Source organism: Streptomyces sp. NPDC088812, from assembly GCF_044750285.1.
Lineage (GTDB): Bacteria > Actinomycetota > Actinomycetes > Streptomycetales > Streptomycetaceae > Streptomyces.
Genome location: NZ_JBIVJP010000042.1, coordinates 15,494 through 29,057, shown reverse-complemented (window position 1 = coordinate 29,057; position 13,564 = coordinate 15,494). Strand labels below are relative to the sequence as shown.

Annotated in this window: 11 protein-coding genes; 6 read left to right on the top strand and 5 right to left on the bottom strand. The window is 71.2% G+C overall.

Annotated elements, in window-relative coordinates; translation table 11 throughout:
- Positions 1-302 precede the first annotated feature (302 nt).
- Both ACIP67_RS42395 and ACIP67_RS42390 read left to right on the top strand, forming a co-directional pair.
- The gene (locus tag ACIP67_RS42395; protein WP_401699860.1) at positions 303-641 is read left to right on the top strand and encodes a DUF3817 domain-containing protein; all 339 of its coding nucleotides are present in this window, start codon (positions 303-305) and stop codon (positions 639-641) included.
- A gap of 77 nt (positions 642-718) precedes the next feature.
- Positions 719-2,419 carry a methylmalonyl-CoA mutase gene (locus ACIP67_RS42390; protein WP_401699857.1) on the top strand — a complete coding sequence of 567 codons (1,701 nt, stop codon included), beginning with the start codon at positions 719-721 and terminating at the stop codon, positions 2,417-2,419.
- A 213-nt stretch (positions 2,420-2,632) separates the two neighbouring features.
- Here the strand turns inward: ACIP67_RS42390 and ACIP67_RS42385 are convergent, their stop codons facing one another.
- Entirely contained in the window at positions 2,633-3,253 is a 621-nt protein-coding gene (locus ACIP67_RS42385; protein WP_389514299.1) for a TetR/AcrR family transcriptional regulator, read from the bottom strand.
- A gap of 248 nt (positions 3,254-3,501) precedes the next feature.
- Between ACIP67_RS42385 and ACIP67_RS42380 the strand changes: the two genes are divergently transcribed.
- The 4 genes from ACIP67_RS42380 to ACIP67_RS42365 all read left to right on the top strand — a co-directional run bounded on the left by ACIP67_RS42380 (position 3,502) and on the right by ACIP67_RS42365 (position 7,901).
- A complete protein-coding gene (locus ACIP67_RS42380; protein ID WP_401699853.1) occupies positions 3,502-4,476 on the top strand; it encodes a tetratricopeptide repeat protein in 975 nt (324 codons plus the stop codon).
- Between the two features lie 647 nt (positions 4,477-5,123).
- Positions 5,124-5,768 carry a DUF6230 family protein gene (locus ACIP67_RS42375; RefSeq protein ID WP_401699851.1) on the top strand — a complete coding sequence of 215 codons (645 nt, stop codon included), beginning with the start codon at positions 5,124-5,126 and terminating at the stop codon, positions 5,766-5,768.
- Between the two features lie 203 nt (positions 5,769-5,971).
- Positions 5,972-6,556, top strand: a complete 585-nt coding sequence (locus ACIP67_RS42370) for a DUF6114 domain-containing protein (RefSeq protein ID WP_401699849.1) — start codon at positions 5,972-5,974, stop codon at positions 6,554-6,556.
- Entirely contained in the window at positions 6,546-7,901 is a 1,356-nt protein-coding gene (locus tag ACIP67_RS42365) for a hypothetical protein (RefSeq protein ID WP_401699847.1), read from the top strand. The genes ACIP67_RS42370 and ACIP67_RS42365 overlap by 11 nt, the downstream gene beginning before the upstream one ends.
- A gap of 48 nt (positions 7,902-7,949) precedes the next feature.
- Here ACIP67_RS42365 and ACIP67_RS42360 read toward each other — a convergent pair whose 3' ends face one another.
- From ACIP67_RS42360 to pta, 4 genes are all read right to left on the bottom strand, one after another.
- Positions 7,950-8,351: a hypothetical protein gene (locus tag ACIP67_RS42360; RefSeq protein ID WP_401699845.1), complete on the bottom strand. Its 402-nt coding sequence runs from the start codon at positions 8,349-8,351 to the stop codon at positions 7,950-7,952.
- 276 nt (positions 8,352-8,627) lie between these two features.
- On the bottom strand, positions 8,628-10,061 hold the full coding sequence (gene pyk / locus ACIP67_RS42355) for a pyruvate kinase (RefSeq protein ID WP_401699842.1): 1,434 nt from the start codon (positions 10,059-10,061) through the stop codon (positions 8,628-8,630).
- Positions 10,062-10,150: 89 nt separating this feature from the next.
- A complete protein-coding gene (locus ACIP67_RS42350) occupies positions 10,151-11,362 on the bottom strand; it encodes an acetate kinase (protein ID WP_401699839.1) in 1,212 nt (403 codons plus the stop codon).
- Positions 11,359-13,449, bottom strand: coding sequence for a phosphate acetyltransferase (pta, locus tag ACIP67_RS42345; RefSeq protein WP_401699837.1), 2,091 nt, complete (start codon positions 13,447-13,449; stop codon positions 11,359-11,361). The genes ACIP67_RS42350 and pta overlap by 4 nt, the downstream gene beginning before the upstream one ends.
- Positions 13,450-13,564: the final 115 nt, after the last annotated feature.

Sequence of the window (13,564 nt, the reverse complement as noted above, 5' to 3'; positions counted from 1 at the left end):
GAAAACCATCGGGCTCGCCGCATAACCGCGACGAGCCCGAACTACCCCAAACCCGACGAGGGTGCCTTGACGAAAGACATAGAGGCACCCCCCCCGCGTGGTGACGGCCGTCCCGCCGGGTGGTGACGGCCGTCCCGCCCCGTGGTGACGGCCGTCCCGCCCCGTGGTGACGGCCGTCCCGCCGCGTGGTGACGGCCGTCCTGCCGGGGAGTGACGGGCGTCCGGCGAGGAGCGACCGGGACACTCCGGTGGCGGGCGACCCGGTACAAGATCTCCCGGAACGGGTGGTTACGCTCGACGGCATGAAGAAGAGCGTGCTGACCCGCTACCGCGTCATGGCCTACGTCACCGGTGTGCTGCTGGTCCTGCTGTGCCTGTGCATGATCGGCAAGTACGTGCTGGAGCTGGACGGCGCCGCGGACGCCACCCGGGTCGTCTCCATCGCGCACGGCTGGCTCTACGTCGTCTACCTGGTCTTCGCCTTCGACCTGGGTTCCAAGGCGAAGTGGCCGGTCGCCCGGCAGCTGTGGGTGCTGCTGGCCGGGACCGTCCCGACCGCCGCGTTCTTCGTCGAGCGCAGGATCAGCCGCGAGCTGGAGGCCGAGGTCGCCGAGGACGCCCCGGTGGCCGCCAAGGCCTGACCGCCACCGCCGTACGGACCGACCCGTACGGCGGTCTGCCGTCGACATTTACTAGGACGTCCTAGTAAATTCGAAGCATGGACGCTGACGCCATCCAGGAGGGCCGCCGACGCTGGCAGGCCCGGTACGACGCCTCCCGCAAGCGGGAGGCCGACTTCACCACGCTCTCCGGGGACCCCGTGGAGCCGGTGTACGGGCCCCGGCCGGGCGACACCTACGAGGGCTTCGAGCGGATCGGGTGGCCCGGCGAGTACCCCTTCACTCGCGGGCTGTACCCGACCGGCTACCGCGGGCGCGCCTGGACCATCCGCCAGTTCGCCGGGTTCGGCAACGCCGAGCAGACCAACGAGCGGTACAAGACGATCCTCGCCAACGGCGGCGGAGGGCTGTCCGTCGCCTTCGACATGCCGACGCTGATGGGCCGCGACTCCGACGACCGGCGCTCGCTGGGCGAGGTCGGGCACTGCGGGGTCGCCGTCGACTCCGCCGCCGACATGGAGGCGCTGTTCCGGGACATCCCCCTCGGGGACGTCACCACCTCGATGACGATCAGCGGGCCCGCCGTACCCGTCTTCTGCATGTACCTGGTCGCCGCCGAACGGCAGGGCATCGACCCGGCCGTCCTCAACGGCACGCTCCAGACCGACATCTTCAAGGAGTACATCGCGCAGAAGGAGTGGCTCTTCCCGCCCGAGCCGCACCTGCGCCTCATCGGCGACCTGATGGAGTACTGCGCGTCCGGCATCCCCGCCTACAAGCCGCTGTCCGTCTCCGGCTACCACATCCGCGAGGCCGGCGCGACGGCCGCGCAGGAGCTGGCGTACACGCTGGCGGACGGCTTCGGGTACGTGGAGCTGGGGATCGGCCGCGGGCTGGACGTCGATGTCTTCGCGCCCGGACTCTCCTTCTTCTTCGACGCGCACGTCGACTTCTTCGAGGAGATCGCCAAGTTCCGCGCGGCCCGCCGCATCTGGGCCCGGTGGATGCGGGACGTCTACGGGGCGCGGAGCGAGAAGGCGCAGTGGCTGCGCTTCCACACCCAGACCGCCGGCGTCTCGCTGACCGCCCAGCAGCCGTACAACAACGTGGTGCGCACGGCGGTGGAGGCGCTCGCGGCGGTCCTCGGCGGCACCAACTCGCTGCACACCAACGCGCTGGACGAGACGCTGGCGCTGCCCAGCGAACAGGCCGCGGAGATCGCCCTGCGCACCCAGCAGGTGCTGATGGAGGAGACCGGCGTCGCAGGCGTCGCCGACCCGCTGGGCGGTTCCTGGTACGTCGAGCAGCTGACCGACCGCATCGAGGCCGACGCCGAGAAGATCTTCGAACGGATCAAGGAGCGGGGGCTGCGGGCGCACCCCGACGGACGGCACCCGATCGGTCCGGTCACCTCCGGCATCCTGCGCGGTATCGAGGACGGCTGGTTCACCGGGGAGATCGCCGAGTCGGCCTTCCGCTACCAGCGGGCCCTGGAGAAGGGCGAGAAGAGAGTCGTCGGGGTGAACGCCCACACCGGGTCGGTGACCGGGGACCTGGAGATCCTGCGGGTCGGCCACGAGGTGGAACGGGACCAGGTGCGGGCGCTGGCCGCGCGCCGGGCGGCCCGGGACGACACCGCCGTGCGCGCCGCACTCGACGGCATGCTCGCCGCCGCCCGGAACGGCGCCGGCATGATCGAGCCGATGCTGGACGCCGTACGCGCCGAGGCGACCCTCGGCGAGATCTGCGACGTGCTGCGGGAGGAGTGGGGGGTGTACACGGAGCCCGCCGGCTTCTGAGCGCCCTGGGCGGACGGGGGCCGCGCGCTGGCGGGCCTAGGGCGTGTTGCGAAAGTCCCGCCTGCCCTGCGACGCCTGGCACGCGCGCTCGCTGCGTTGTCGGGATCGCCCACGTACGCCCAGTACGAGGGCGACCCTCCGCCTTGCGATCACACGCACCAGACGCCGCAGGGCCCGCCCTTCGGGCGGCCGGCGCTACTTTCGCAACACGCCCTAGGCGGCGGCCCCCGCCAGTCCGAGCAGCAGCACCCGGGTGAAACCGCGCACCCACTCCTCGTCCGCCGGCTGCCCGCTCACCAGCGTGCGGTGGACCACCGCGCCCGCGACGACGTCGAAGATGAGGTCGACCGTGCGGGCGGCCTCTCCGGGGTCGGGTTCCGGGGGGAGTTCGCCGCGGTCCTGGGCGCGGGCCCGGCCCTCCAGGACCAGGTCCTTCTGGGGCTCGACGATGGAGCAGCGGATGCGTGCGCGCAGGGCGTCGTCGCGGGTGGACTCGGCGACGACCGCCATCAGGCCGCTCCTGGCCTCGGGGCGGGCGAGGATCGCCGCGAACTGCGAGACCACGCCCTCGACGTCGGCGGCCAGGCTGCCGCGGTCGGGGAGCTCCAGCTCGTCGAAGAGCTCCGCGACCGCGTCGACGACCAGTTCGTTCTTGCCGGCCCAGCGCCGGTACAGCGTGGTCTTCGCGACCCCGGCCCGGGTCGCCACGTCCCCCAGCGTCAGCTTCGACCAGCCCAGCTCCACCAGCGCCGCCCGCGTGGCAGCCAGGATCGCGGCGTCCGCCGCGGCGCTGCGCGGACGTCCGGTGCGGCTGGCGGGGCTGCGGCTCTGCATGGCCCGACCCTATCCGGCGGGTTCCGCGCTCCCCAGGGTCGTGCCGCCGTGAGGGAGATCACCGGGGACCGGTCCCGGGAAGGCCTCCGGCACCATTACGCTACGACTCGTAGCGAAAGCCCGTGACGGACGTGCACGGGCCGCGGCCGCCCGGCGTGGGGGGCCGCGACCGCCTGGCGCGGGTGGGGACCCGGCGCACATTCGGGTTCGCTTTTCACGCACACGCGGGTACGGGGGAGGATAGACGCATGCAGCCACGGAACATGTCCATGAGCGGGGTCGTCGACCTCGCCGCGGTGAAGGCGGCCCAGGAGGCCAAGGCGAAGGCGGAGCAGGCGCGAGCCGAAGCCGCCCGGCAGGGCGGTACGGGGGCGGTGTCCCCCGCCGACCTCGTCATCGACGTCGACGAGGCCGGGTTCGAGCGGGACGTCCTCCAGCGGTCCGCCGAGGTGCCCGTCGTCATCGACTTCTGGGCCGAGTGGTGCCAGCCCTGCAAGCAGCTGAGCCCGGTCCTGGAGCGTCTCGCCGTCGAGTACGACGGCCGCTTCCTCCTCGCCAAGATCGACGTCGACGCCAACCAGATGCTGATGCAGCAGTTCGGGGTGCAGGGCATCCCGGCCGTCTTCGCCGTCGTCGCGGGACAGGCCCTGCCGCTCTTCCAGGGGGCCGCGGGCGAGGCGCAGATCCGCCAGACCCTCGACCAGCTGGTGGCCGTCGCCGAGCAGCGCTTCGGTCTGACCGGCCTGACCGTCGACCCCGACGCCGAGACCGGCGGCCGTACGGAGCCGGCCGAGGCGCCGGCCGGTCCCTACGACGCGCTGCTCGAAGCCGCCGTGCGGGCGCTGGACGCCGGTGACCTCGCCGGTGCCGTCCGCGCCTACGGCAACGTGCTCGCCGACGACCCCGGCAACACCGAGGCCAAGCTCGGTCTGGCGCAGGCCGAACTGCTCCAGCGGGTGCAGGAGATGGACCCGCAGCAGGTGCGCAAGGACGCCGCCGGCAAGCCGCAGGACGCGCAGGCCCAGATCGCCGCCGCCGACCTGGACCTGGTGGGCGGTCACGTCGAGGACGCCTTCGGACGGCTCATCGACACCGTGCGGCGCACGGCGGGCGACGACCGGGACGCCGTACGGCTGCGGCTGCTGGAGCTGTTCGAGGTGGTCGGGCCGGACGATCCCCGGGTGGCCACGGCGCGGCGGGCGCTGGCCCGGGCGCTGTTCTGAGCCGGGCGGGCGGCCCGGTTCTGACCAGTCGCTAAACGCCAGGGCCCGTGATGCCCGCGTGAAAGTTCTGCCGAGGATGGCCCCGTGCGGCCGCGCTTTGCCAAATCTTGGTAATCGCGGCCGCTGTTACTGGCAGTAAGTCGGGGCGGTGGGTCTGTCGGACTCTGTCCATCGATCAACAGTTTTGTCCTGGGTGTCATGGGTACCGACTGTCGCCGCTCGAGACCTCCGGGTCGTTGTTCGGTTATCCGGCCGTTACTAGCCAGTAACGAACCCCCTTGTGCGGGCGGCGAGAATGCACCACGATCGGCCACGCTCGGTCCGTTCCCGTGCCCCGGCAGCCGGTTGGGTCAACGGGTTTTCCTGGGTCCCCACCGAGCAGAGCGGGCGGTAGTGACGCCGGCTCTTGGGCAGGGGGGTCTTCGCCACGGCGAAGCCTGTCCAGCAAGGTTGTGCGTGATGCGTGTTCAGGCGCGACCAGTGGTTGTCGCTCGGGGGTGATCGCCGGTGATCGGTGCGCGGTTCGCGCCTCCGAGGCGGGCGCTCTCCTTCCCGAGGACGTAGCACTTCTCCCATCCCTGCCCGGCCGAGCCGCCGCCTAGGGGGCGAGCCGGAGCCAGGAGATGTACGTCCGAGAAGGAGGAAATATGGAGTCCCAGGTGCGTGGCGGGACCAGATGGAAGCGGTTCGCCGTGGTCATGGTGCCCAGCGTCGCCGCGGCGGCGTGTGTGGGCATCGGTCTGGCGCAGGGTGCCCTCGCGGCGTCGTTCAGCGTCTCCGGCCAGCAGTTCAAGGTGACGGCCGGTCACCTGCACGGTGAGGGTTTCGCCCAGTACGGCGGCATCGACACCGTCTACACCTCGACCGAGGGCAAGACGAAGACCCAGGTCCCCGTGGCGGTCTCGTCGTTCGAGGACGCGACGATCACCAAGATGTGCCAGTCCGTCAAGACGGAGATCCCCCTCATAGGCAAGACGATCTACCTTCGTCTCGAGGCGGGCAACGACGAGAAGAACCCGGTCGTCGCCGAGAACCTCTACATCGACGTCGCCCAGCTCGACGCCGACGCGGAGTTCAAGAACATCGACATCGGCGTCGCGATTCAGGACAAGACCGAGGGTCCCGCCGTGAAGGAGGGCGAGACCGTGCTGCCGGGCGGCTTCGCCCAGCAGGCGGAGACGGCCGACCTCTACGGCGTGGAGCAGACGGCGTGGGCGACCACGGCCGGCACGTTCAAGCTCAGCGGCCTGTCCATGCGCCTCGGCACGGACGCCAAGATGGAGTGCTACTGACGGCTTCCGTCACCGGGGTGTCCCGGGGCGGCTGAGCCGCCCCGGGGGGTTCCGCCGGGGGCGGGGAAGCCGGTGCTTCTCCGCCCCGCGGGCCCGGCCCGGCCGGACGCCGGGCATCCTCGCACCATCTCAGACTTTCCGGCTTCTCCACGCATAACGCCGAGCCGGTACGTACTTCCACCGGACCCAGGGAGCTGTTTTCCATGAGTGCCGAGACTCCGGTCCAGAGCGCCGGGAGGTTCACCCGGCTGCGTCTGCGCTTCCGTGATTGGCGGGGCACCCGGCCCTTCTGGGCAGGCCTGTTCACCCTGCTCGGCGGACTGCCGATCGCCTACTTCCCGTACGCCACGCTCAAGCTGGGCACCATGTCGCTCGCCATGTCGACCACCGCGGGGGCCGGCTCGCTGATCATCGGCGTCCTGCTGGTCACGCTGGGCCTGACCATGTGGTTCCAGCAGGCCACCCGGGTCTTCGCCGGCATCGCCTCGATCCTCCTCGCGCTGGTCTCGCTGGTGGTCTCCAACATCGGCGGCTTCATCATCGGCTTCCTGCTGGCGCTGATCGGCGGAGCGCTCGCCCTCTCCTGGGCGCCCGGCAAGCCCACGGCCGAGGGCGCGGCGCCGAAGGGTGCCGGGCCCGCTCCCACGACGGACGGCGCGCCGGAACCCGCTCCGGGAGCCGTCGCCGGTGAGCCGGACCTGCCCCGCTCCTGGAACGAGCCGGCCGAGGGCGGCGCGCCGTACGGCGACGGGGCGAAGGAACCGAACGGAGTGCACCGTGTCGGCTGACGAGGCCCGCACCACCGGTCCGGCCTCCCCGGACCGGCCGAAGGGCACAGGGCGCCACGCGGCGCCGAAGAAGCCCCTGCTCACCCGGTTCCACATGCCGGCCGGCAAGGCGATAGCGATGGCGGCGATGCCCACCGCCGTCCTCATGGGCATGGGGTTCACCCCGACGCTCGCCGTCGCCGACGACCAGCCCACGGCGAACAGCAAGCTGGCCGACGAGTACCAGGAGTGCGTGACGGCCCTGGAGGGCGCGGACGCCTCCGCCTCCGCGTCACCCTCCCCGTCGGCCTCCGGGAGCGCTTCCACGGACGACGCGTCGGACTCCGAGGACTCCCATAACTCCGAGGACTCCAAGGACTCCACCGGCCAGGGGAGTTCGGCGGACGGCTCCTCGTCGTCGGATTCAGGTTCCGACGACGAGGCCGAGCCCGCGCCGTCGGCGTCCTCCGAGGCCGCCTCCTCGGCGGACGGGTCGGCGTCGTCCTCCGGCGCCACCGCGACGGCGAGCCCGTCGGCCTCCGCGACGGACAAGAACCTCCTGGAGACCATCGGCGACGCCATCACCGACCTCTTCGACGGCGACACGTCCGACGAGGCGACGACCGGTGCGAGCCCGTCGCCGTCCGCGTCCGCGTCCGCCTCGGCCTCCGCCGACAGCGGCACCTCCTCGTCGGACCAGGACGCGACGGACTCCTCCGACGAGGGCGACTCCGCCGGCGGCACGGTCAAGGACACCACCGACGCGGTCACCGACGAGGTGAAGGACACCGCCGAGGACGCGGTGGAGGACGCCGAGGAGGCCGCGGACGAGGACGCCGAGGAGGCCACCGCCTCGCCCAGCCCCTCCGCGAGCTCCACCACCGACGCGGAGGACTGCGTCGCCGCCACGGACGACGAGGGCGGCGTGGACAACAAGGTGCCGGTCGCGGACGACCCGTGGTACCTCGAGGCGAGTTCGCTGCTGCTCAAGGGCGCGGACTACCAGGGGGTCGTCGAGGTGAAGACCGCGAGCGGCACCACGAAGAAGGTGCTGAAGTACGTCATCTCCGGCGGCACCGACATCGGCGATCTGCACCAGCTGGTGAACGACGACAACTCCGGCAAGACGTACCACGTGCAGGCCGGTGAGGGCACGACCTCCACCATCCGCGACGGCGACACGATCATGTACACCGAGAGCATCTCGGGCAACCTGTTCGGCCTGGTCCCGATCACGTTCAGCCCGGACAGCCCGCCGCCGCTGAACATCCCGCTGATCTACTTCACCGATGTGAAGGTCACTCAGGCCGCCCAGTTCGGCGGGACGCTGCACATCCCCGGCATGCAGCTGTACACGACCGACTGACGGCACCGCCCCCGGCGCGGATCCGTGCCGGGGGCACTCCGTGGGACGTCAGGCCACGACGTCGATGTAGTACGAGGGTCCGCTGCTGCTTCCCTGCACCGGCGTGACGTACATGCGGACGGTCCGGCCCTCCTTGAGGTCACCGCCCAGCCAGCCGCTGCAGTAGCCCGCGGCGTGACCGCGGGTGTCGACGATCCGGTCGGGCACCGTGTCGAAGTCGTAGTCGAGAGCGGTCTCGACGCCCCAGCCGTCGGCCTTGGTGTCGCAGGCCCGGATGGCGTCACCGGGGATCGAGCCGTCCGGGTCGGCGTTCCAGGTGCCGTACCCGGCGCCGCCGGCGGCGTTGATGGTCACCGTTCCGGCCCAGGCCTGGCCCTGCATACCGGCGACCAGACCGATCGCGCACACACCCGTCGCCAACGCTCGGGTCACCGTTCTCCGGGACTTCATGGCCTTTCCCTCCCCCTTGCCGGCAGGCTCGCGCCCGCCGTCCTCGTCGCTCGGCACCAGCCGGGACCGCCGAAACGGATCACCGCCAGGGGAGGAGACTCTCATAAGACGATCATCTTTGACAGTGTGTCGATAGTTTGCGGCCCGTTCGGTGCCGGGCCCGTTCGGTACCGGGCCAGCCCGTTCGGTGGCGGACAGCCGAAAGGGCGCGCCCCTGTCCCAGGGGCGCGCCCTCAGCGCGGTACCGCCGTACGAGACCCCGCCCGGGGGCACCGCTCAGTCGCGGGAAGAGCCCTCGCCCAGGTGGTGGACGCGGACCATGTTGGTGGTGCCGGGGACGCCGGGCGGTGAACCGGCGGTGATGATGACGATCTCGCCCGGCTCGAAGCGGTGCAGCCGGGTGATCTCCTGGTCCACCAGGTCGACCATCTCGTCGGTGCTGTTCACGAACGGCACGACGTGCGACTCCACGCCCCAGCTGAGCGCCAGCTGGTTGCGGGTGCCCTCGTCCGTGGTGAACGCGATGATCGGCTGGGCGGCGCGGTAGCGGGACAGCCGGCGGGCGGTGTCGCCGGACTGGGTGAAGGCGACCAGGCCGCGGCCGCCGAGGAAGTCGGCGATCTCGGCGGCGGCGCGGGCCACCGAACCGCCCTGCGTGCGCGGCTTCTTGCCGGGGACGAGCGGCTGCAGGCCCTTGGAGAGCAGCTCCTGCTCGGCCGCGGTGACGATCTTCGACATCGTCTTCACGGTCTCGATCGGGTACGCGCCCACGCTCGACTCGGCGGACAGCATGACCGCGTCGGCGCCGTCCAGGATCGCGTTGGCCACGTCGGAGGCCTCGGCGCGGGTCGGACGGGAGTTGGTGATCATCGACTCCATCATCTGGGTCGCGACGATCACCGGCTTGGCGTTGCGCCGGCACAGCTCGATCAGGCGCTTCTGCACCATGGGGACCTTCTCGAGCGGGTACTCGACGGCCAGGTCGCCACGGGCGACCATCACACCGTCGAACGCCATCACGACGTCCTCCATGTTCTCCACCGCCTGCGGCTTCTCCACCTTGGCGATGACGGGGACGCGGCGGCCCTCCTCGTCCATGACCCGGTGGACGTCGGCGACGTCCTTGGCGTCCCGGACGAAGGAGAGCGCGACCAGGTCGCAGCCCATGCGCAGCGCGAACCGCAGGTCCTCGATGTCCTTCTCGCTGAGCGCGGGCACGTTGACGGCCGCGCCGGGCAGATTGATGCCCTTGTGGTCGGAGACGACGCCGCCCTCGATGACGATCGACTTCACCCGCGGGCCCTCGACGTCCAGGACCTTCAGCTCGACGTTGCCGTCGTTGATCAGGATCTGGTCGCCGCGCGAGACGTCCCCGGGCAGGCCCTTGTAGGTGGTGCCGCAGATCTGCTTGTCGCCCGGCACGTCGTCGGTGGTGATGACGAACTCGTCACCCCGCTCCAGCTCGACCGGGCCCTCGGCGAAGGTCTCCAGGCGGATCTTCGGGCCCTGGAGGTCGGCGAGGACGCCGATGGCGCGGCCGGTCTCCTTGGACGCGGCACGGACCCGGTCGTACCGGCCCTGGTGCTCGGCGTGCGTACCGTGGCTGAAGTTGAAGCGGGCCACGTTCATGCCGGCCTCGATCAGCGACACGAGCTGCTCGTGGGAGTCGACCGCGGGGCCGAGAGTACAGACGATTTTCGAACGGCGCATGGGACGATCCTATCGGTTTGTTTCGCCGCGGAATATTCCGTCTGGCGGAAGATACAAATGAGGTGGCCGGCGCTCAGTTGCTTTCCTGCTCAGTTCGTGTTTTCGACCAGTGCGTACGTCTGCGTCGCGATCTCCAGCTCCTCGTCGGTCGGCACCACGGCGACCTTCACCCGCGCGTCCCCGGGCGAGATCAGCCGCGGCTCGTCACTGCGTACGGCGTTCAGTTCGCCGTCCACCGCGAGGCCCAGGGTCTCCAGGCCCGCGACGGCCGCCTCCCGCACCGGCGCCGCGTTCTCGCCCACCCCCGCGGTGAACGCGATCGCGTCCACCCGCCCGAGGACGGCGTAATAGGCGCCGATGTACTTCTTCAGACGGTGAATGTAGATGTCGAAGGCGAGCCTCGCCCGTTCGTCGCCCTCGTCGATGCGGCGCCTGATCTCCCGCATGTCGTTGTCGCCGCACAGGCCGATCAGTCCGCTCTTCTTGTTGAGAAGAGTGTCGATTTCGTCGATGGACATTCCGCCAACACGCGCCAAATGGAAGATGACGGCCGGATCGGCGTCCCCGGAGCGGGTCCCCATCACCAGGCCTTCGAGCGGCGTCAGTCCCATGGAGGTGTCGACGCACCGCCCGCCCCGCACGGCCGACGCCGACGCCCCGTTGCCCAGGTGCAGCACGATGACGTTCACCGCTTCGGGGGCCCGGCCCAGCAGCTTCGCCGTCGCCCGGGAGACGTAGGCGTGCGAGGTGCCGTGGAAGCCGTAGCGCCGGACGCGGTGCGCGTCGGCGGTCTCGACGTCGATCGCGTAGCGGGCGGCCGCCTCCGGCATCGTCGTGTGGAAGGCGGTGTCGAACACGGCGACCTGGGGCAGGTCGGGGCGCAGGGACCGCGCGGTGCGGATCCCGGTCAGGTTGGCCGGGTTGTGCAGCGGCGCCACGGGGATCAGCCGCTCGATCTCCGCGAGCACGGCGTCGTCGACGACGGTCGGCTCGGTGAACCGCTTGCCGCCGTGGACCACCCGGTGCCCGATCGCGGCCAGCTCGGGCGAGTCCAGCCCGAGCCCGTCCTGGGCCAGCTCCTCGGCCACGGCCTTCAACGCGGCGTCGTGGTCGGCGATCGGCCCGCTCCACTCACGGGACTCCCCGCCCCGGGCGAGGGGCGTGTGCTTGAGCCGGGAGGCCTGCTCGCCGATGCGCTCCACGAGCCCGGCGGCCAGCCGGCTGCTGTCCCGCATGTCGAGCAGCTGGTACTTCACCGACGAGGAGCCGGAGTTGAGGACGAGGACACGGGTGGGACTCACTGGGCGGTCGCCTTCTCGCTGGGGGACTGTGCCTGGATCGCCGTGATGGCGACCGTGTTGACGATGTCCTGCACGAGGGCGCCCCTCGACAGGTCGTTGACCGGCTTGCGCAGACCCTGGAGCACCGGCCCGACGGCGATCGCGCCGGCCGAACGCTGCACGGCCTTGTAGGTGTTGTTGCCGGTGTTCAGGTCGGGGAAGATCAGCACGCTGGCCTGGCCGGCCACCTCCGACCCGGGCAGCTTGGTCGCCGCGACCGACGGCTCCACGGCCGCGTCGTACTGGATCGGCCCCTCGATCCTGAGGTCGGGACGGCGGGCCCGGACGAGCTCCGTGGCCTCCCGCACCTTGTCGACGTCGGCCCCGGAACCGGACGTGCCGGTGGAGTACGACAGCATCGCGATCCGCGGCTCCACGCCGAACCGGGCGGCGGTCGCCGCCGCCTGGATGGCGATGTCGGCGAGCTGCTCGGCGTTCGGGTCGGGGTTCACGGCGCAGTCGCCGTAGACGAGGACCTTGTCGGCCAGGCACATGAAGAACACGGACGAGACGATGTCGGCGTCCGGCTTGGTCTTGATGATCTCGAACGCGGGCCGGATGGTGGCGGCCGTGGAGTGCACCGAGCCCGACACCATGCCGTCGGCGAGACCCTCCTGCACCATCAGCGTGCCGAAGTAGTTCACGTCGGAGACCACGTCGTACGCCAGCTCCACCGTCACGCCCTTGTGGGCGCGCAGACCCGCGTACAGCTCGGCGAAGTGGTCGCGCAGCTCGCTGGTGGCCGGGTCGGTCAACTGGCAGTCGCCCAGGTCGATGCCGAGGTCGGCGGCCTTCTTGCGGATCTGGTCGACGGGGCCGAGCAGGGTGAGGTCGCAGACGCCGCGGCGCAGCAGCACCTCGGCCGCGTGCAGCACCCGCTCCTCCGTCCCCTCCGGCAGCACCACCCGGCGCCGGTCGGAGCGGGCCTGCTCCAGCAGCTGGTGCTCGAACATCATCGGCGTCACGCGGTCGCTGCTCGGCGCGGAGACCCGCTTCAGCAGGTCGGCCGTGTCCACGTGCCGCTCGAAGAGACCGAGGGCGGTCTCCGCCTTGCGCGGGGTGGCCGCGTTGAGCTTGCCCTCCAGGGAGAACAGCTGCTCGGCCGTCGGGAAGCTGTTGCCGGTCACCGACAGCACGGGGGTGCCGGGGGCGAGCCGGGCGGCCAGGGTCAGGACGTCCCCGCTCGGCACCTCGCCGAGGGTGAGCAGCACACCGGCGATCGGCGGGGTGCCGGCGCTGTGCGCGGCCAGCGAGCCGACGACCAGGTCGGCCCGGTCGCCGGGGGTGACCACCAGGCAGCCCGGGGTCAGCGCGTTCAGGAAGTTCGGCAGCATCGCGCCGCCGAAGACGAAGCCGAGCGCGTCACGGGCGAGCCCGGAGTCGTCGCCGAGCAGCACCTTCGCGCCGAGCGTGTGCGCGACCTGCGCGACGGTCGGCGCGGACAGGGCGGGCTCGTCGGGGAGCACGTGGCAGGGCACCGGCAGCCGGCCCGCGAGCCGCTCCGCGATCGGGTCCCGGTCCTGCCGGGCGACCCGGTTGGCGACCATCGCGATGACGTCGCAGCCCAGCCCCTCGTACGCCCGGTAGGCGTTGCGGGTCTCGGCGAGCACGGACTCCGCGGTCTGCCCCCGGCCGCCGACGACACCGATCACGGAGGCGCCGAACTCGTTGGCCAGCCGGGCGTTGAGGGACAGCTCGTCCGGGAACTGGGTGTCGGCGTAGTCGGTGCCCAGGACGAGGACGACGTCGTAGGCGCGCGCGACGCGGTGGAACCGGTCGACGAGCGTGGAGACCAGCTCGTCCGCGCCCCGCTCCGCCTGGAGCACGGACGCCTTGTGGTAGTCCATGCCGTAGACGGTCGCCGGGTCCTGGGACAGCCGGTACCGGGCGCGCAGCAGCTCGAACAGACGGTCCGGTCCGTCGTGGACGAGGGGACGGAAGACGCCCACCCGGTCGACCTGCCGGGTCAGGAGCTCCATGACCCCCAGCTCGACGACCTGGCGGCCGTCGCCGCGGTCGATCCCGGTCACGTACACGCTGCGCGTCACGCGTGCTCTCCGTTCCTGTCGGTTCCTGTCGGTGGCGGTCGCCGTCGGCGGGTACCCGCGGCACGGCACCTGCCGGTACACAAAAATCGCCCACCGGGGTGAGCGGGATTCTCTT